Source organism: Alphaproteobacteria bacterium, from assembly GCA_004295055.1.
Lineage (GTDB): Bacteria > Pseudomonadota > Alphaproteobacteria > SHNJ01 > SHNJ01 > SHNJ01.
Genome location: SHNJ01000007.1, coordinates 1 through 21,238, shown reverse-complemented (window position 1 = coordinate 21,238; position 21,238 = coordinate 1). Strand labels below are relative to the sequence as shown.

Here is a 21,238-nt window from a genome sequence, read left to right as displayed (position 1 = left end):
ACCTGGTTTCTTGATTCAAAAAATTTCTACGCGCACAAAAAAGCGGCAAATGTAATTTTTATGTGACATATTTCTCGGGTTGTCTACCGAATCACGTCCGCATCACCAATTGTATTAGTAGAATTGAGGGTTAATGTATTTTCTGTGACTTATGCAGATTTATCTGGATGAACAATGATTGTCTCAGGACGCCCGAGTTGCAAGTAACTTATAGCGGTTGAACTTATAGCCGCTTCATACAATTCTTTTCGTACAATTTGTTCGTCAATTCCTACATCAATCAGTTTTGAGACTACAAACTCAAAAGGCCAATCTTCGCCAAGATTAATTTTAGTATTACCTTCCATATGTACAGACTCATATATCTGCAAATCAATGATCCTTTTATTTAACAAACGCCTTAAGAAATCTGTTAGAAGCTGCATCCGAATCATTCCGGACATTATTTCCATCCATGTTAATGAACGGCCAAACAATTTATGCGCACTGGGAATAAACTCAACTATTCTATACAGCAGCCTGGCGATAAAGCTTGAAGCATCCATAGCATTAATGGGGAAAACAGAACCTAAGACCGTACGAGCGCCTAAAGATAAGAAACCATTAGCTGTTGAAGCATGGTTTCTATCCGCAGCATGCGTATCGCAAGAACTTAATACTACTATTGGCGGCATACGAACTTCTTTATAGCGCAATTGCCATATGTCTATATCCTCTTCTATTAACTGTAGTTTAGCTGGTTGATTAGGTTCATGCTTTCCATGTCCATCAAATATAACCATCGCGCCACCAAAAGAATTTAAAGCATCAATCATCTCACTTTCTTTTGCAACACGTTCAGTTCGTATACGTACTTTTCCATCAAGATGAGGCAAAAAAGTTTTAATCGCGATACTCAAGAAATTACTAATAGGATCGTCTTCTCGAAGAGCACTTAAAATTAGCACTTCGTGAAAAGAGGCCTGGCTTAGATGAATATAGATCTTTGACAAAACTTGCTCAATAAACAAATTACCTGGAGTAACCGGTATTCTTGTCACATCTTTTTGAACACAAAGCGGCAAACCTTTAATATTCATCCATTCAATGTGTGCGTCTGCAATGATACGTATCCCACTCTCAGCTGACTCAATAAATGGAATAAAGTCCAATGGAATAGATGATGTAATTTGATCTTGTACTGCTCGAAAACTTCTTATGAGTTTTGACTTTTTAACAGACCCTGCGCGATATAGATTAGCTAATTGACGAACTGAGCCTGCGGTACGATTTATAGCATTTGGCAATCTTATAACTGCAGAAATTTCAGATGCAGCAAGTGTTGCCACGCATTCTGTTGCCAATTTAATTTCTGTAGTCCGCTCATGTATTAAAAAGTGAGGATCTGGTCCTTGATTAGGCGCTATACCTAATATTGCTTTTGCCTGAGAAGCTGATTCTATTTCAAACGCGTAACCTCTTTGCCGATAAAAAGCTCTACACATCTCGTGAAATCGTTTTTTGTCATTTTTTGATAGCGGAGCATTCGCTATAGGAAGTTCTCTAAAGTGAGGATAAATGGCGGGCGTAAATAAATTTAATCCCGGCGGCTTTCTAAAATATTGATTTGCGAGCCGCTCTCCGATGCAGTTACGCTCTTGAATTACTGATTTAGTGGTTTTTACAATTTCTTCAACATAAGGAGCTAGCCCCTGATTAATCTTTTCAAATCTTCCATATAAATTATCTCTAAATCCTGCCACTTCAAGCGCCGATATATTAGGATAAGTTGCATAATGCCCTCCAACTTTATACCCCAATCCTCGACCCTGTGGTTCTACCCATTGACTTAAATGTTTTCTTGCTTCTAACACATCTCCTGAATGCACTTTACCATCCAATGAATCACATATTTTCAAAAATGAGCATCTTAGCGCATCAAGCGAAAAGTCTTCATAAGTAAAAGTACCCCCATCCTTAGCAAGGACAGTTAAAGGAAAAGGATGAGCATCGATCCAACTTTGATATTTTCTTATGTCTTGCTCTTGTCCAAGTATAAACAGCAAGAAAGGTCTAAAAATTGGCGTTATCATACTAGAAAGTGCTTTATGAGACTGGGCATACCATTTTATTGGGCATTGACCAGATATACGTCGGGGAAGCCGTACTTCCTGCAAGTCCGGTGCAAGTTCTGATATTGTGCTAGGCAACGCATTTACTAATTGTATGAGCCAAGAATTTTTTAATAGGCTGCGCTCAAAACCTTGGAGGATACTAGCTTTATAAGGATCAGCATCTTCAACCGGTATTATACTGATAATACTGTCAAATAAACGGGGCAAACTAGAGTCAGTAGATTTAGACATAATAAGTTTATATCTCATCTGAATGGAAGTGGAAATACCTGCAAATACTGATTTTGATATAAAGATACCCTTGCTATGCTCAAAAGAATTCCTTGTTATTTTCTTGAAAAAATATTTACGACATATTTTTTAGACTTCACTTAAGTAATTAAGTAAAAAAAATCACGCAAATTGAAAAAAGATTTTCCAGATCTATTGACAAATGAGAATTTTTGTGATACAAATAATATAAGTTATAAATCACATCACTGACCAAACGGTCAAAGAAAACCACCTGCTAAGCCCCTGGCGAAGCGGGTTTTTTTATGCGCAAATTCAATCTTTATAAAGGGATACAACCATGTTTTTTAAACCACCTGGCGGCGGGCTGTTTGGCTATGATCCGTTTTCTTCGCAATCTGGCTCAAGCCTATCGCCGTTGCTGGACTTGATCACCGGCCTCGGCGGCATGGTTGGAAAGCCAAAAATTATTCCAACCGATTATCGCACTCCGCCTTATGTCGAACAACAGGCTGAATTTAAACCCGATCCCGGCGTCATGATCTTTATGCCAAACGACAAATCCAATGATGATTGGAAGAATTGGAATCAAACCTGGGGTATAGAACGCAGCCCTGGCATGCCGGATTTACCATCTTATCCAGTTTTAAACGACTCCGCTGCAGGCCTCGGACTCGGCGATCAAATTCGCAGGGCGTGGCATGACGTTCATAAAGATTTTGCCTTTAACGCAGTACAAAATCATTTTCCAGATTTCACCGCGCCGGAACCGCAACCAGATCAGTCGTACCATGAATTTATCGCAACCATGTTACAGCCGCCTATACCACAAGAAACTTTTGGCCCGGCGATGCCACCGTTCAAAAACCCGGCTATTTACCAAGAACAAAACACTTGGCCTACTTTAAACATACAAGAGCAACCACAATCTGTGGTAGAGACACCCCAGGATATAGATATCACTAAACCCTATCAAACCGGAGAAGAAGCAGTTACTAAAGCTGCTAATACGGTAGGAAACCTATTTGGCCACGGTGATTATCTTAAGGATATCGCATGGGTTGAAACCAAGTATGGCAAAGATAAGAACACTTTCACTCCTAAAGATGGAGAAGATTATTTCGGTGGCATATGGCAAATAGAGAGAAGCACTCTAGGAGAAACTAAAAATATACAATCTCACCCGAGGTTAAAAAAATATCATCAGAAAATAAAAGATGAGTTAGGCATCGACTGGAACAACGTAAAATATGAAGACTTAACGTCGCCTTTGTATTCTGCTCTTGCAGCCAGATTAAAGTTGCTTACAATACCTAAAGAAATTCCATCCTCTGCTGATTTAGTTGGTAGAGCAAATTACTGGAAGACATACTATAATTCTTCATCAGGAAAAGGCAGCGATACTAAATATATTGGAGATATTAATGCCCGTGACAAAGAAATATCTAAACAATAGGCTCTTTAAACCCACTCTCAGTTTGCTAATTGTGATGGCTATTATAGGCTACTGTAATTTAGCATATGCTGCACCGGAAAAACGAAAATGGGTGGTTAACTTCACCGAAGAAATGCAATACAACAAACTGAATTTTAACCTGTATTATATAAAAGCGAAGGATAATACAGAGTATACGGGCTCTATTGTGCTGCAAGACAAGTTGGGAAATACTCTAAACCAAATGAATATTAGAGGCTGCACTTTTGGTGGCATTATACCCAATTTGAAAGATTACTTAAAGCAGCGGAAGTTTTTACAAATTACGCCAATCCAAAAAAATGCTGTTGTTGTTTCAGTCATATCTAATTGTGGTGCACAGAATTATTGGAACAATTATGTTGTTACGGATAAATGTATCGCAAACGGTGAAACCAGAACATCCTCATCCAGGATGAAAGATAATATTATTCCCTATTCTATCAATTACGGTTTTGGAGCAAGGCGTGAAGCAGTGCCAATGTATTTTATTGTGAGCACGGATAATTATGTAAAGATCCAACCGCCGGAATTTAAAGATGTGCAAAATAGATCTATTTTCGCCGCGCTTGCCGCCAAACATATGCGTGATTTCCGTTATGTGTCGGAAAACTTTACTCCAGAGTCATTTAATAATGATGAACGCATCAAGTATTTATTAGATGAAGCTAGGGCAACAGCGTCCCAATCAAATTTCAATGAAAATACCTATATAGATGATATGTATGAAATACCTTTGACCTATACATCTCTACAAAAATATATCTCAGAAATTAATTCGGCTCCTGATTACGGCGCAGAACTAAGCTGCCATTAATAAGCTAAGCTTTCCCTGCTATCTACAAAAAATTCCCTGATCTTTTCTTAGGGAATCCGCCAGCTTGCGGTCCTAACGCACCGCAATCACGCGCTTTTTCTCCGCCGTTCGCCTTCTGCCCAACCAAAACCACCCAAATTCTCTGTTATTTTCCCTGTTACCAGGGTATTTTGAACCGTGCAGGAGAGAAAACCGCGCACGCGACTCCAACCACCGCCCTACCAAACATGTAGTCATGTACAAAATTTTTTCCGCTTATTAAAAACTGTATCCACCCCGAAAAATATTTTTTCTGAACCGCACCCATGGTTTGACCTTAGTTTCCATCAAAATTTTCCGGCATAACTTGAATCTGCGAAACTTTTATGGTAGGATTTTGTCATGATTACACAAGTGTAATCGCTTTTTAAAACATCATGGCCGACGGGCCATTTTAAAAAGGAAATCACCTGCTACGCCTCTGGCGAAGCGGGTTTTTTTATTTGTCGCGCCGGAGCGTAAGCGAAGGCGGATGTCCGCACGATGCGAGTCGGGGCGGACTGCGCCCTGCGTAGCTTTAGCGAAGCAGGGTTTTTTTGTGCGCAAACAACCTTTATAGAGGAAAATCACATGTTCTATAGAAAACCTCCCGGCAGTTTTATATTTGGCGCCGGCCGCCCCGCCAACCCCGGCGCCGGGTTCGGGCCGGGGCTCAATTCCTATGATGCCAACAATCTGATAACGCCGCTGGTGGCAATGCCCAGGCCACAACCTATGCCACAGCCGGTAACGCTGCCTAACAGCGGATATCCGGTGCTGGATTTGATTTCGGGTCTTAGCCAGGTATTCACGCGGCCAAAACCGACGATGGTCGGTCCCGATCCGACTCCAACATTTCCCGAAACGCAGCCGCAAGGCGGCTTTGGCGGCGATTTCCCCGATTACGGCCCACCACGCAAAAGGCCAGGTGACATTTTTGATATCGATCCGGGCTTTAACATCGGCCCTAGCAACGACTTTGGCTGGGTGGCAGATCGTCCCGTCGAATATGACGAATGGGGCAAGCCGATCAAACGCTATCCGATGGATGAACGTCCAAGCCCGCCGCTGAGAAAATTTCCGCAGCCTTTGTTGGGACAGCCTGATGTTGATTATGCCATTGTCAGAGAACCAAAACCGCAACCCGGATTTTCGCTAGCGGATGCTTTCGACCCGGCCTGGAGAGATGATGACGGACAAAACAAATGGCTGGATCGCTGGGGAATCCAACCGGCGCAAGATGCGCGGTATTTACCGGATTATCCCGGTATGGAGGATAACAGTACCGGCGCGCAAATTAGCCGCAACTGGCATGACGCTTATAAACAATATGCGTTCGATAGAATCCAAGAAAACGCGCCGCAATTTATTGAACATGCGCCACAACCGCAGCCGCAGCAATCCTATGGCGATTTCATGGGCGAGATGCAGAACGTAGCGAGCACTTTGCTCAACAAAGGCGCAGGATTATTGGGTAGCGGACTCGGTCAAGCCCTGAATTTTATTCCTGGTATGGGCGCGGTCATGGAACTGATCGGTAATGCGGCCAATATCGCTGGCACGGTCGCGGGTGCAACTGGCCTGGGCGGTGAGAAAGCCGGTACAGCCCTCAACTTGCTTGGCAGCGTCGCCGACGGCGCAGTGGGCGGCGCAAGTGCGGGAAGTGGCGAGGAATACGGCCCTCCGATGCCCAACGCCGATCAGATGCAACAAACACCTGTTTTCGATCCTAAATTCGATATCAAGCCCGGCGAATATTTTCCTTCGCCCGAACAAATCTGGCGCAAAATGGATGAAGCGGAATCTGCGGGACTCGATCCGTATGAAGCGCTCGGCGTTCCACGTCCCGCCGAATTCAATGATGAAATTCAAATACCGCCGTTGCAGGAAAAAAGATTCGATCAGGCGACAGAAGGGTCCGAATTAAATCTTCCTAATCCGCCTTATCCAAGCTGGCCGAAAGATCAAATGCCGCCTTCGCCGTTCGATCCGAATCGTCCGCCGCTGCCCGCGCCGAAACCGGAACCTAAGGAATATGGGCCGGAGATGCCGAAAGATATGGACAATCAGAATCCACTTCAGCAACAGACTCCTTTTGATCCACGTAAAATTTCTCCGACTACTCAAGCCAAAACTTTGGATTGGTCTCTGGAAGCCGCTGGCGCACTTGGAGGACCTTTAACATCTAAAGCTATAGATATGATCGCGAAACCTATCGCAAATGAAATTACTGAGAAAGAATTTCAACAGCATTTACGAAATATTGATGACATGATTAAAGTAAATAAGGACGCAGGCAACGATAGGAACGCAACCATTCTTGAAAACATCAAGAAACTAGATCAAAAAATGAGAGCCGGTAACGGTAAATCCGACGGCATAGTTTCTGTCGGAGATCGCAGCATTAATGAGCTTACCCGCAGTCAATTAATAAACGCGCTCAAAAATAATCCAGCAAAAGAAAAGCTTCCCGGATCAAAGAAAAAATAACGATGTATAGCTAATTAGGTATTGAATTTATCAAGGCCTGATTTTGTTCATATAAAATATATAAAGAAAACGCTCCCAGCATAATGGAAGCTATCGGAGGGCATAAAAATACGGCCAAAGCCAGGTAGGCTTCTTGCTGCAATACCAATGTTTTGCTCCGATTCTGCATCAAACTTTTCAGTAAATAGAAAAGGCTTATAGCAACTATAAACGCTGCCATATATAATACCCCATCACACAATATATTGAATAGTTTTATTAGATTAGCCTGCCGTTGAATTTCCTCTGAATTCATAGCGTCTGTATATTGGCTAAGCCACTCTACATAATGTCGCGTTTTTTCTGTGATAATCGCTAAATAACCAAATGAACATATATAAGTTATTAGCAACCCGCGATAAAACTTTAACTCTGATGATGACTCTATGGTTCTGGTCTTCGTAACGCGATCATGCCATGTTGAAGTAGAACGAAGTGATTTCCAGCAATCTAAAAACAAAACAATAGAAGAAATAAAAATTAAAAAATTTCTCCATATAGACACAAGAAAAGATACCCGATTATTAAGGCTGTTTGTCACCTTCAACCCAAAAAACATATGCCCTAGACTTCCTTGCTGCTTTGAGGATTCCATAGCAGAACGGTATAGTAAGAAAAAGGCTATAGGTATAAGCATATCGATTGATGGCACACTTAGAGATAAAATATGAGTGGTTATAGTAAGACCCAAAATAAGATCTAAATGAAGGCCAGTATTTGGAATAATTGCTGATTGAAGTTGCTTAATAGAAAAAAAATTAGCAACTATTTGAATAAATATAACACACAATATCCAATCTAATTGCCAAGCAAGCAATCTTCTCCAGTTAATCGCAGACACATTATCCTCCTTCAGCAATAAAAAATCCCTGCTCCATTATAAAAATTCCCTGTTATTTTTCTAGGGAATTTGTGGTTGTACTATTTTAAATATCTGCAATTCCAGCCAATTTATCCGCTAATCGCCCTCCTCCCGGCCTAAACCGCCAAAATTCTCTGTTATTTTCCCTGTTCGCAGCGAATCCGGCCTATAGATCGAGAGAATTCATCATGCTGCACTCCGACCACCGCCATCTAGTTTCGAGACAGTTGGCGGGTTCGCGTAATCGGCGGAATTGAGACAAGATTTCAAACGCTTGCTGCCCTATTCCATTCTCTGCCGCGCACATAAGCCCGCATTCTCTCCGATTTTTAAAAAACTATAGCCCCTTTTCTCCAGCCATTTCCCGCCAGTTCGCCTTTTGCTATTATGGCCGGAGAAAAATGCCGAAAGGCGAAGTGGTATTGGTGCATGACTCCGCGCTAAGTAAAATGGTGCAACTTATAAAACTTATCAAAAGTGTATCTAGTTCCAAAAAATATTTTTTCTGAATAGCATCAATAAGTTGAAGCCGATTTCCGCCAAAATTCGCCGGCAAAAACTTGACTTTGTGAAACTTTTGTAGTACATTTTTGCCATACTTACATAAGTGTAATCATTTGACCGACGGGTCAAAAATCACCTGCTACGCCTCTGGCGAAGCGGGTTTTTTACGTCCGCACGACGCATGTCGGGGCGGATTTTTTTGTGCGCAAACAACCTTTATAGAGGAAAATCACATGTTCTACAGAAAACCTCCCGGCGACTTTATATTTGGCGCCGGCCGCCCCGCCAACCCCGACGCCGGGTTCGGGCCAGGATTCAATTCCTATGATGCCAACAATCTTATGACGCCGCTTGTGGCAACGCCCAGACCACAACCCATGCCGCAGCCGGTAACGCTGCCTAACAGCGGATATCCGGTCCTGGATTTGATTTCAGGTCTTAGCCAGGTATTCACCCGGCCAAAACCGACGATGGCCGGTTATCCCGATCCCACGCCGACGTTTCCCGAAACCACCGATTACGGCTGGCCGGAAGATGGCGGAATTTGGGAAAAGCCGCCGCAACGCCCCCGCCCGCCATTGTCGGGCGATTTTGGTCCAACCACCCTGTTCCCTAAGCCTTGGAACGACGATGCCGGACAAAATGATTGGCTGACGCGGTGGAACATCCAACCGGCGCAGGATGCGCGATATTTACCCAGTTTCCCGGAAACCGAGGACAATACCACCGGCGCACAATTGAGCCGCAACTGGCACAATGCATACAAAGATTATGCCTTCGGTCAGATCAAAGATAACGCACCGCAGTTTGTGGAACATATGCCGGAACCGAAGCCTGAACAATCCTATGGCGACTTTATGGGCGATGTCAAAAACACCGCTAGCACATTGGTCAATCAAGCGGCGGGATTCTTGGGCAGCGGCATCGGCCAAGCGCTCGGCTTTATCCCGGGGGTCGGGGCGGTTATGGAACTGATTGGCAAAGGCGCTAACCTCGCAGGAACGGTTGCAGGCGCGACTGGCCTTGGCGGTGAAAAAGCCGGAACAGCCCTCAACTTGCTTGGCAGCGTCGCCAACGGCGCGGCAGGCGGCGCAAATACTGCCAATGCCGAAGAATATGGCCCCCCGATGCCTGGCGCCGATCAAATGCCGCAGGAAACTTATGGTCCGGCCATGCCGCCGTTTAAGAACCCGACCGCCCCATCACAAGATAGCTGGCTGCAACAACAATTGAAGGAGATGAACGAACGCCAGGCGCGCGGTGAAACCCTGGATGATAAAGGCAATTGGCAGCAAGGGCCAAATTCCAATAATTCCCCTCCGCCGACTCTCTCTGGTAAGAAAAACCCTTCAACAGAAGATGAGGCAAGATTTGACGAAGTATTACCAATAATAAAAGGCAATGAAGGAGGATTTTCTGATCGACCAAAAGAGCAAGATAAAGGAGGCCCCACCCAAAAAGGCATTAGTACTGGAGCCTATAAACTTTGGCTCAAACGTAAAGATGTCAACGCCACCGAGTGGCCAACTGATGTAAAGGACTTGAGCGACGATCAAATTAGAACCATTTACCGTAATGAATATTACTACGATAAAAGACTTGATGAGATTGAAGATCCCAAAATGCGAGCCGCTCTTTTTGATGCCTATGTTATGTCAAAACCACCCGCTGTTTATGGAATGACTGAGCAGGCAATTAAGAAGGTTATTCCAGATGCAAACTTAGGCGTGCCTGGAGTTCTTGGAAAGAATACGATTGGTGCATTAAACCAGATTAACAAAGAAGGTCGAACAAATGAATATTTGGAGGCATTGGCAGATGCCAGGCGCGACTATTATAAATCTCAGCCAGAATATAAATACAATCCGGGCTGGCTACCACGCGTGGATTCTTTCCGCCCAAGCAATCCATCTAATATCTATGATAGAAAATTAAATAAGAAAAAATAATACAAATCTTATTTTGGGTGTGCCTCCAACTTTGGCACACCCATATTTTCTCTAACTCTAAGTTGAACAAATTGATATAGCAAAGATTCATTAAATTGAAATGCGAGGACAGAGGCGAAGACCTCCATATCCATTCCGCAATAAGGTCTGCAGGATTTATTTTGAGAAAAAATCCCGTTAATTATGCGCCGATAATTAGATTCTGAATTTTCTAAATTGTATAAAAACTCTTTTCTTGAATACTCTTTCTCAAGAAAGAAATCTTTTGACAAATTGACGATATTATCTTTTATGCACGAAGCATATTGGTTGTTTCCTTCTTTCATATTACCCAAGCCCGAAGAATCGATTAAGTCTTTATACTTTTCTCTGCAACTGCAGCGGATATCGTTGTATGCTTTATCCGTTGCATCTTGATTATCGGGTAAATTAGGACACAGCTGATGTAAAGGGATTTGATTTGGTGATGCAATCCCATTTTCAATTTCCGGCTTGCTTTCTTCTGCAAAGGATGTGGAAAGAGTGAGAAAAATTATTCCTAAAAATAGAACAATGGAAACGAAAGAGCTTTTCATATTAATATCTCCGAAACATTCAGTCTTAATATTCATAACAATCTACAGTTGTTATATCGATAAATCAATCCTCGCATAAACCATAAACCACCCGCATTTGCTGCACCGCGTCTTGAATGCTTATCGCATCGGCCGGCGAATTTGGGAACTGGCTATAAAAGAAACAAAGAACATGGAACAAGATGGAGAATATTCCCCTCTTTCACCTTTAACCATGAATATTTATTTAGGTCGTTTAAGCAAGATAATGGATACCTTGCGTGCCGCCCGGCAGAAGGACGCAAATATTAAGAAAAACGCGCCTAAATAATTTTGTGCTAGCTATACCGGCCACAACCCAAGATTGACTAATACATTATTAGCCGTTACACATAACGGCAGCAATCTAGGGAGGCCGGTATGGTTACTGCAAATATATGGAAAAGACTTTTGGCATGGCAACTGGATGTCTTGGTTTTTTTCACTGTAGTTTGGGCAATAATTCCGTACACAGTATCTCCGTGGGATCGCCATATGCCGATCCCAAATCTTGCAACCACTATAAATTTTGTCACCTCTTGGCCTAATATATGGGCATTGCTGCCGATAGTAGCTTTTTTATTATACCGCGCAATTATGGAATGCTCCCGCTGGCAAGCCAGCATAGGGCATATGTGCTTTGGCATTAAAATTGTGAGCGAACAAGACAGCCGAATTTCTTTTGGAACAGCCTTAGCACGCAATTTCCTTATTTTCCTGTCCTCCATTATTTATTTTCTGGATTGCGTCAAAGCATCCAAGATATCCCACACTTGGCATGAACGGATCACTAAAACCAAGACAGAGCACACAACTGCATCCGCACAACGTTCTTATCGTAGCTTACTGGCCGTCTGGGTGCTTGCATTTGGATGGGAAGCCAGCAGACAATTGAGCATCAAAAGTTACATTACATGGCTGAACAGCAACTCAGATTATGACGCGCCGCCGGAACAACTACAAAATTTCCACCAGTTGGCAGAATCAGCAATATTTGTGGCTGATGTAGCAACTTACGCCGTTGCCGCATTCGCAATTATAAGCTTCGTTTTGCTGATAAAAACATGGCTATCTAATTCAAAAACCGCCTTAGATAATTGGGTATCGGAGCAGCCAGACTCCCGCTTGGCGCTGATTCCGTTTATAGTCCCTACTGCTATTTTTATCGTGACGGGCGGCCTTTCACTTCTGGTACTGCATTCCCAGACTTCATTGCTTGAATTCGCGTTGATGCAATTAAAATAATCGAGCAGCCTGCTACCTATTTATAATTCCCAGCAATGTTCTAGAAATTCCCTGTTCCTCTTCTAGGGAATTTGCCAGTTTACGGCCCTAATCGACCGAAATAGCGTGATTTTTCTCCGCTGTTCGCCTTCCGCCCGGCCAAAACCACTCAAATTCTATGTTATTTTCCCTGTTAGCAGGGAATTCGGCCTATCGACGAGAGAATTCATCGTGCGACACTCCGACCACCGCCATCTAGTTCATCGAGAGTTGGCGGGTTCGTATATCCTTGAAAATCAGCGCAGCATTTCAAACACTTGCCGCCCTATTCCATTCTCTCCCGCGTACACAGCCGCGCATTATCTCCGGTTTTTAAAAAACTATAGCCCCTTTTCTCTCGGCATTTCCTGCCAGTTCGCCTTTTGCTATCATCGCCGGAGAAAAACGCGCAAAGGCGAAATGGTGTTGGTAGGGGATTGTTAGCGTGAGCGTGTGGTACAGGAGTTGCCAGGCAATACCAAACGCGATTTTGAATTCGCCATGCGCGCGCTGCGCCGCCTGAACCGTAAATTGTTTCAGGAAAGAGCGTGATATTTTAAAATTTACCTAAATTAAGCCGCTTTTGGAATAAAGGCTTTTTGAGCCATCAATTCCACATCAATAGAACAAGCCGAAAATGATTGAATGGGACGAAAGCGGGTTTTGAAAAAATCCATACCATTTGTTTCGGAACCGCCCAAATTCACAGTGTGAATATTTTCTTTCTTCAGCATCTCGCATAATTGGGTCATTTGCCAATAAGCAAGTCCGCGTATGCTTCTATTATATAAAAACCACAAGGCGTTGGCATAATGCGGGGCGAATTTTTCCAGCACATAAAAACCTTCTACCCTGCCTTTGTACAAAGTAACATAAGATTGATATAAATCCGGGCGCTCCAGAACAAGATTCAACATATCCGCATTCGGTTGGGTAATTTGATCCGCGCCCAGGGCAAAATCTTTGTTCTGGCTTAAAAATAAATCCGCATAAACATGTCCTACTTCTGCCAATCTGTCGTAATAAATTCTGACGTAAGGCCGCGTTTCTAATTGAATCAAATCCAACTTACGGTATTCCTTGCGTACCAGATGCAAATCCGGACCGGTTTTTTCAGTTGCTTTTTGCGTGGATAAAACCGGCGATGCAAATTTCCAATCCAATATATTTTCTTCGATGACTTTCATAAAGAAAATCGATTCAGATTGATTATTGGCGATAAAATATGTCGCCTCTTCCTGGCTGAATCTTGCCAAACGAACATCTGAAAATAATGGCGCAAGCAAATCCAACAATCTATATATCGCCGTGAAATCCCGGCCAATCGGGGGATAAACCAAAAGCTGATTTTTAATATTTGGATGCCAGCAAAAAATAACTATTGTATCTTCGCTGTAATACAGCCATGCGCCCTTGCGTCCTGTAAAAGTAAAATACGCCAAAGAATGATTCAGGCTGTTTTTTTCTGGATTCCAATGCGCGGCCTTAAGATTATTAAAAATTTCTGTCGCAGATGGATGTGTTAAAGGCATAACACCAGGCAGCATTTGCAACCGACTTTCCAATGCCGTATGGGTGCAAGACATCAACATTATTGCGCCGCCTTTCTTTCCGGCATCAACGCTTTTTCCCACATCATATTGAAATTACGGCGGCGTTCCTGGGCATATAGTTCATTATTGACGATAATGATTTGCGGAGGCAGTTCCCATAATATGGTTGCAACCTTACTGCCATACACAAAAGTAGGAGTCGTGCTAAAATATTCTTTGGGTACCCACCGATAGGTGCTTGTATCCCCAACGTAATTGGTATCCCCTTCGCATATTAACAAGCGTTGCTTGATATGCAATTTGTGTCTTTCCTTGATATGCGCAGTCAGATTTTCTTCTGGATAATTATCTAAAAACTTCTTTTCATCGATACCAAAAATATCTAAATTTTTTTCAGGATATTTTTTTAAAGTTGCGATAATGTCGTCAAACAATCTATCGATCGCCTCATCCCCTTCGAAATGAGAGACGATATCGCCTTTGCGACGAATGCCACGATCGATAAATTCCACTCCATGGTCTTCAAAACATTGGCGAATTAATCTTATAGTCGACTCCCGAGGATTAGCGACTTCTCCGCGTTCGAACTTATTGATGGCCTCGATGGTGATATTGGTTTTTTCCGAAAGTTCTTTCAGAGTCCAACCTAACATTCCCCGGGCGGCAGCTAATTGATAGCGGTCCATAATTCAAATTTCTTGGTTTGTTTTTATATTTATACAGAAAAAATACTAAAATTCTGTCTATTATTCAACTATAAACCGCAAAAAATATATGTTTTTATAACATAAAACATGTATTTTATATGTTTTATAGAATTTAAAACATTATTTTATTGAATTTTGGTTGACATCTTAACCTTCCTTTAATAATGTCCTTATAAGCTCCGATCGTTACTGAAAAGCGTAACATCAAAACGGGGCAAAGATAGGGAAGCTAAAAATGATGACCAGATCGATAAACAATACGGAACCGGGCCACTCCCCGGTGTTTTTCACCGAATGCAATGAACAGGATTTGCCGCACGGGTTGCAATTGAAACGCGCAAGATCCAAAGCCGGGCTTTACCGCCTCGAAATTCAGTCCTGCATTTATCAGTACCGAATGTGGCTGGCAAAATCGGAATATTTACGCGTATCGGGATTATGCCACACGCCGCGCACCAATTCCCTGCACATCAATCGTATCCGGGCGATGTGGAACAATTACCGGGAACAACAGAAAATTTTGCATCAAATGCAACGCCAACAAGATTCATCGCTGCATAGTGCTAACCAAGCCGAAGAGATCTATGAACAGGCATTGCATGAATATTTGGAATTAAGATACGGCATCGCATTTGCAGAAAATGTAATGACTGAAATGCGCAAGGTAAAAAGCGATATACCGCCGCAACCAATTTTAGAACTGCGCAGGGCATAGCGGATTGCAAAGTTTGTCCTCCCTGGGACTAACTTGATCTCTGGGCCGGCGCGAAGTTTTATATCGCTCGCTAGGTGAAATTAAGGCTTTTAAACCGGCCTAGAGATTCTTTTTGATTTGTAATCTTAAGTAAATATTTTAATATTATAAAAATATAAAAATTAAAACAGCCTCCCGGGAAGACTATGCGCAATTAAAATTTGGGGCTAATGTGAATACGTTATCAAAGCTATATAATTGGATATCGGGCAGCGCCTTGGACATACGATCGGCGCGTGATCAGCTGGATCCGAACGATAAAAACGGCGCCGATAAATTGCTCAGCAGCGTTCCTGTCGAAAAATTATTTCAGCTGCCGGAGGCGCCTTCTTATCCATATCACGATTTGCATCCGGACGCTATCTATTTACACGCCTGGAAAAAAGGGCAAATACCGGCGATTCTACACATGCTGCGCCGCGCAAATATGGATCAATTCATCGCAGCATTGATTCTGGTTTCTGAAAATCGCGGCAAAGCCGCCTATGCGCAGCAAATTGCGGCCGTTCAAGAATATTTAGCCAGCATGACTCTGGATGGCCAGATTGCTGTTCTGCAAAATTTATCGAATCACGAAAGATTAGATATTATAACTGATCTATCTTCTAACGGCAGGGTTTTTAGCGATGCTGCTATAATCGCAGTATTAGAAGGTTATGCTAAAGCGTATTTTCGCCAGGATAATTTAGTAAAATTTGCCGCAAACGTGCATCGCGGCCTATTGCTGGCTATCGAGGCCAAAATCAACCCGTATATGATCGCCCAAATTATCGAATCCACGACCGATGAAAGAGAGTTTTATCACGCCACCATTCATGGTGAAACCATTTTCATGATGGCCAACGGCAGCTATGTAGATACGATTCTTAGCCGCACTACCAATCAGGAAAACATTCATAAGCCGGACAATCTCGGCTTTACGGCCCTGCACCGGGCCATTATAGCAAAAGATTATCAAAAAGCGGCCAAGATTTGTTGGGCAACAAAAAATACCCGGGATTTAGTTCGCCACAGCAAGGATGGCCACACGCCATACAGCCTGATAACTCCCTATCCTGGCTTTAATCCGGAAGGGCCGGACAGGAGAAACCAACTACATCATGCAGCCATCACCCGGAATGAAGTAGATGCCAAGTTTCTGGTTTATGTAGCAGCCAGCGTAGGAGACATTCACAGGACGGATCGATATGGATGCACGCCTTTGATGTTGGCGGCCTATTCCAAATCTCCGGTAATCGCCGGATTTATATTAAACGTCACCGCAAGCGAGAACGATATATATCTTCAGGATGAAAATAAAACCACCGCCCTGCATTTTGCATTGGATCAAAAAGATCTGGAAACTGCCCGGCTAATTTTAAACCGTACGAAAAACGAAGACAATCTTTATAAACAGGCATATAATGGATCGACGGCGTTGTCTTTGGCCGCGGCATGTGGCGACACGAAGATCATCGCCGATATATTAAAGAAAACAAGAAATCTTAGCAATTTACGACTGGTCTGCAAACACGGATTAACCGCGCTGCAATGGGCTGAAAAATCGGGACACAAACAAATTGCTGCGATGATCCGGGAAAAAGAACGTCGATTGAGCAATCCGCAAAATGACTTGCCTGCCCCTGCCACATCCAATCAAAACAATGTGGCGGCTAAGCCTCCGGAACCCGCGAAAATACTGTCCATCAATCCATTTCTTCACGCCGTCGAATCGCAGAATGCCGTCACTCTAGCCAAGCTATTGGCTATTGACCCCGAAGCTGTGAAGCGGCGGATAGGCCCAAAAGGACAGACATTGTTGATTTACGCACTGGAACAAAAAAGTCCGGCATGCGCGAAAATATTGATAAAACATAGCGCCAGCACAAAACCGGAGGACAATAATAATGCTTCGCCAGTCTTGACGGCTGCTATGTATGGCATTGCGGAAATCTTGCCCGAACTAATTCAATCCAACAGCGATCTTGAAATCATCAATTCAGACAACGACACCCCCCTGCTCTTATCGGCATATTACGGGCATAGCGCCATGGTGCAGGAACTTTTGCAACGCGGCGCCAATTTAAAACATATCAACAAAAACGGCTTGACCGCGTTGGACATAGCGATAGCAGAAAGAGAATGGCCCTGCGTTAAGGCGTTGCTGGAAAAAGATGCGCCGCTTGGCAAACCAGAAACCAGTCTTCCGTCTCTGCTAGTGCTTGCCGCACAACACGGCGATACCCGATTGGCGGAAAGGCTAATCGAAAATGGAACCGATATAGAAAGCAAAGATCAATATGGATCTACCGCATTAAATAGAGCTGCCGAAAATGGCCGTCATGAAATCGTCGATATGCTGTTACGCCGCAAAGCGAATGTGAACGCAGTTACAAATTCCGGCTGGACGCCGCTGATGCATGCCGCCCACAACGGACAAACTGAAATTGTCGAAAATTTCCTTAAAGCCAGGGCGAACGTGCAATTAAGACTTAAGGATGGCTGGACCGCCTTGATGCTGGCTGCCAGCAAAGGGCATTTGAAAATTGTCAACCGACTTATAGACGCGGACACAAATTTAGAATATTCCACAAAATATGGCTCTACAGCTTTTATGATAGCCGCCGCCAACGATCATTTGGATGTATTGCAGGCGCTTGCCGCCGCCAAAGCCAATATTCACGCGACAACTCCGAACAATAAATCCGCTATTCATTTGGCCGCTTATAACGGATCTGTGAATTGCATGCAGCAGTTATTGGATATGGACTTTGATATCGAGTTCAAGGACAATAGCGGATGCACTCCATTGATGGAAGCCGCACGCGGCAACAAACCGCATATGGTCGAATATCTGATTAAAAACGGCGCCAATGTTTTCGCAAAGTGCTATAAAGACCGTACGCCAATTATGTATGCGGTAAAAGGAAAAAGCAAGGCTTGCGTCGATATTCTGTACGAATACCGAGCCGATATGAATGTGGTGGATTACAAAGGAGAAACGCCGCAAAGCCTGGCGGTAAAAGCCGGAGTGCCGGAAATTGCCGTCGACTGGGCCATTGACGGAAAAATTCCGGTCAAGGATACAATCAATATTTTCGGATTGGTGTACCAGGAAAACGCCTTATACCCAAATCAAGCGATAAATATGCCCGAATACCGGCAACGTTTGAATAATGCCTTATTTATTGCAGTCCACGAAAAAGACATCCGAACGATTTGTGTAGCGCTAAATAGCGGCGCTGATCCACTGGCTCCTTGTTTTATGGGTTCTATATCGCCGCTGGGTTTGGCCGTGCATATGGATGATCCTGCGGTATTAAGACTGATCGTAAAGCATATGCAGAAAAATATGCCGGCGGAAAAAATAGAACAAGCAAAACATGAATCGCAAAAATCCGTTCGCGCTTATTACGCCGCAATGGGAGCATCTGTAGCCAACAGTTGCACCACCCGCAAAAAAGATCGCGTGGATCTGGCCGCCGCCACGGCGCAAAGACTGGAAAAAGGCCGCTTTATAGGGGCAGAGCTTAGAAAGTTCTTGTATCAAAAAACCAAAGATAAGAAATTCGTCACTCACTACGACGCATTCGATTTGGAACTGCAGCTGGATGCCAGCCTGGTCGAAAACATAGGCTCTGGGAAAGCGCGGCTAAGTTTTCCGGCTCTGAACTATGCCCTTATCGGCGAACAGGAAGTTTGGCAAATTTTCCAAGAACTTATCATTATGAACATGCTGCAGCAACGAATCAGCCTAGGCCTGCCGCAGGATCCCGTTTTTAATACCGGCATCTATGTAGAACTGACCGAATCGCTGCACGACACGCTGGTCGGAACGGTGGTCACCGAAACCGACCGGATCATGAAGGAATATACGACCAATTCGATATATCTTCCGCCGGAAGCTCGAAAAAAATTCGACTGGCGGAATGAATTGCAAACAACCGACACCGACTGGCCCAAATTGGACAGTGACGATACCGCCAACATCGCCAAGGTCGAGCAAATATATCTCGCGCATGGCGGCGTGGATCTAAGCAAACTGGACGGCGTCGAACCCCTGACCTATCAAGCGCTTGTAGAAGCCGAGTATACCGTTAATGGCATAATCAATGTCCCGGCGGCAGCCATATGCCTGGATAACGTTGGCGCAAGCTTGACTTATAGCGGCAATAGTATTTGTGCGCACGACCAAGTAAACATTTTTGAATGGGGCAGATGGCAACTTAAAAACGAAGAAGAGGTAAAGCCATACAGAACGAAAAATTGGGATTCCACCACCCATTTGGTGAATACCCTGCGCCGGATCCCATTGTTCGCCAAACAATTCGCGTTGCTGGAAGCCGTCTACACCCTGGCCCCGGTGGCGCAAGCCATGGTGATGTCCGGCAATATTCCCGATTTTAAAAAACTGCCGAAAATGCGGCCTTATGAAACGGAAAAAACGCAACCGCCCATTATCGTGCGAAGACCGAATACATTGATAGACCATTTCCGCACCCCGGCGGAAATGCGCCGCGCCTTGGAACAAGCGCATGAAAGCGGGGATTACGAGAACGTATATTATAGCGTTTTCGGCGGCTGTGTGCACAACTATGGCTTCACCAGCCAGGAATTAAGCAGCAAAGATTTCAAAAAAGAAAAAGCCAGATTGGCTGCGGAATCCCAAGCAAGGCGCGGCGGCGGGAATGGCGATGGGGGCAATGGCGGAAACGGCGATGGAAGCAATGGGAACGGCGGCGGAGATGGCCCTGACCCAGAAAAATTGATCCAACAAATCATTGAAGGGAAGCGGATCCAGTTACAACAGGAAAAACTGCGCGCTGAAAAGACCAAAGAGCAAGCCCAGGAAACCCATAAAGAATTGCTGGAATCCGAAGCCAGAATCCGCGCCAATGGCGAAACACGCCGCGCTGCGCAAGAATTAGCGAGAGCCGAAGAAACAAAAGCATTAATAATCGAACAGAGCGCGCGAATAGCCCTTGCAGAAAAACACCTCGCCGCCTTGCAAGACGAGGCAAGAATCAGAGCCGCGTGGGAGCGGAGCCAAGCGATAACAGATCTAGAAAAAGCAAGAAAAGCTCAAGAAAAACCGCCATATGGTAAAATTGACGATCATAGGTTAGAATTCGTGCCGAAAGGGACTATTATTTTAGGCAATGCTACCGAGCATGGACCATCACCTTTCTTTTCTGATATCGATACTTTGTTTCATAGCCATGGAGACGCAGAGAGATACTTTAAACATGTGCAAACAGCTGAAAGCAAAAAAGAAGGCTACAGACCTCAAGTTAGTATATATGTTGTCAAAGAAGATATGTTTATCCCAACAGCTATTTGCGAGAAAAATAGTCATGTAAGCGACGGTGCCGGCGGAGGAAAACAGTTTTATCTAGCAAGATATCCTGAAGTCTTGATAGCACGTAAAAATAGTACTCCAATATCGTTACTTAAAAACCAGAACAATCGAGAGAAATAATGAACATACCCGAATCATTAAGTCCTATTATAAAAGAGATTCTGGATACAGAACTTGCAGAAGGCAATGCAATTGGAGACATTATCATTGAAGATAATGGAACAATTGGGATTGAAATGAAGTGGGGTCGAAAAGTGAAACTTGGCCACATCCTTAAAATTGAAAGACAATACAAAGAGTGTTCTTTAATACAAGGTCAACCCGACCATCCTAAAATTGGAGAGAATTTTACCGATAAAAACACTGGCCATTACATTCAATATGTAGAACGAATTAAAGCCGAATCTCCCTATGACTTTCTTAGTCCAAACTTGATTCCATTACTGGATATGGAGTTGAAACTAGGAAATAAAATTCACTCGGCGGAAGCATGGACATGGTCTAAAGTGCCTTATGAGGTTTTTATGAAATT

Annotated in this window: 14 protein-coding genes; 9 read left to right on the top strand and 5 right to left on the bottom strand. The window is 43.7% G+C overall.

Annotation, left to right across the window (positions count from 1 at the left end; all coding sequences use genetic code 11):
- Positions 1–149: 149 nt before the first annotated feature.
- Positions 150–2,345, bottom strand: a complete 2,196-nt coding sequence (locus tag EYC62_01075) for a hypothetical protein (GenBank protein TAH37507.1) — start codon at positions 2,343–2,345, stop codon at positions 150–152.
- Positions 2,346–2,685: 340 nt separating this feature from the next.
- On the opposite strand from EYC62_01075, the gene EYC62_01070 reads away from it, so the two are divergent.
- From EYC62_01070 to EYC62_01060, 3 genes are all read left to right on the top strand, one after another.
- A complete protein-coding gene (locus EYC62_01070) occupies positions 2,686–3,801 on the top strand; it encodes a hypothetical protein (GenBank protein TAH37506.1) in 1,116 nt (371 codons plus the stop codon).
- Positions 3,770–4,636: a hypothetical protein gene (locus EYC62_01065; protein TAH37505.1), complete on the top strand. Its 867-nt coding sequence runs from the start codon at positions 3,770–3,772 to the stop codon at positions 4,634–4,636. The genes EYC62_01070 and EYC62_01065 overlap by 32 nt, the downstream gene beginning before the upstream one ends.
- 609 nt (positions 4,637–5,245) lie before the next feature.
- Positions 5,246–7,144: a hypothetical protein gene (locus tag EYC62_01060; protein TAH37504.1), complete on the top strand. Its 1,899-nt coding sequence runs from the start codon at positions 5,246–5,248 to the stop codon at positions 7,142–7,144.
- 10 nt (positions 7,145–7,154) lie between these two features.
- Here EYC62_01060 and EYC62_01055 read toward each other — a convergent pair whose 3' ends face one another.
- The gene (locus EYC62_01055; protein TAH37503.1) at positions 7,155–8,042 is read right to left on the bottom strand and encodes a hypothetical protein; all 888 of its coding nucleotides are present in this window, start codon (positions 8,040–8,042) and stop codon (positions 7,155–7,157) included.
- 740 nt (positions 8,043–8,782) lie between these two features.
- Between EYC62_01055 and EYC62_01050 the strand changes: the two genes are divergently transcribed.
- The gene (locus EYC62_01050; protein TAH37502.1) at positions 8,783–10,498 is read left to right on the top strand and encodes a hypothetical protein; all 1,716 of its coding nucleotides are present in this window, start codon (positions 8,783–8,785) and stop codon (positions 10,496–10,498) included.
- Between the two features lie 8 nt (positions 10,499–10,506).
- Here EYC62_01050 and EYC62_01045 read toward each other — a convergent pair whose 3' ends face one another.
- Positions 10,507–11,073 carry a hypothetical protein gene (locus EYC62_01045; GenBank protein ID TAH37501.1) on the bottom strand — a complete coding sequence of 189 codons (567 nt, stop codon included), beginning with the start codon at positions 11,071–11,073 and terminating at the stop codon, positions 10,507–10,509.
- A 112-nt stretch (positions 11,074–11,185) separates the two neighbouring features.
- Here EYC62_01045 and EYC62_01040 point away from each other — a divergent pair, with 112 nt between their 5' ends.
- Positions 11,186–11,383, top strand: a complete 198-nt coding sequence (locus EYC62_01040; protein TAH37500.1) for a hypothetical protein — start codon at positions 11,186–11,188, stop codon at positions 11,381–11,383.
- 89 nt (positions 11,384–11,472) lie between these two features.
- Positions 11,473–12,336, top strand: coding sequence for an RDD family protein (locus tag EYC62_01035; GenBank protein TAH37499.1), 864 nt, complete (start codon positions 11,473–11,475; stop codon positions 12,334–12,336).
- A gap of 590 nt (positions 12,337–12,926) precedes the next feature.
- Here EYC62_01035 and EYC62_01030 read toward each other — a convergent pair.
- Both EYC62_01030 and EYC62_01025 read right to left on the bottom strand, forming a co-directional pair.
- Complete coding sequence (locus tag EYC62_01030; GenBank protein TAH37498.1) at positions 12,927–13,946, bottom strand: hypothetical protein; 1,020 nt, start codon at positions 13,944–13,946, stop codon at positions 12,927–12,929.
- On the bottom strand, positions 13,946–14,593 hold the full coding sequence (locus EYC62_01025) for an XRE family transcriptional regulator (GenBank protein TAH37497.1): 648 nt from the start codon (positions 14,591–14,593) through the stop codon (positions 13,946–13,948). Before EYC62_01025 ends, EYC62_01030 begins: the two co-directional genes overlap by 1 nt.
- Positions 14,594–14,849: 256 nt before the next feature.
- Between EYC62_01025 and EYC62_01020 the strand changes: the two genes are divergently transcribed.
- The 3 genes from EYC62_01020 to EYC62_01010 all read left to right on the top strand — a co-directional run.
- Positions 14,850–15,329 (top strand): hypothetical protein, encoded by a 480-nt coding sequence (locus EYC62_01020; GenBank protein TAH37496.1) that lies wholly within the window; start codon positions 14,850–14,852, stop codon positions 15,327–15,329.
- A gap of 211 nt (positions 15,330–15,540) precedes the next feature.
- Positions 15,541–20,826, top strand: coding sequence for a hypothetical protein (locus EYC62_01015; protein ID TAH37495.1), 5,286 nt, complete (start codon positions 15,541–15,543; stop codon positions 20,824–20,826).
- Positions 20,826–21,238, top strand: a 413-nt coding sequence (locus tag EYC62_01010; protein ID TAH37494.1) for a hypothetical protein, incomplete at its 3' end; no start/stop codon positions are given. The genes EYC62_01015 and EYC62_01010, both read left to right, overlap by 1 nt.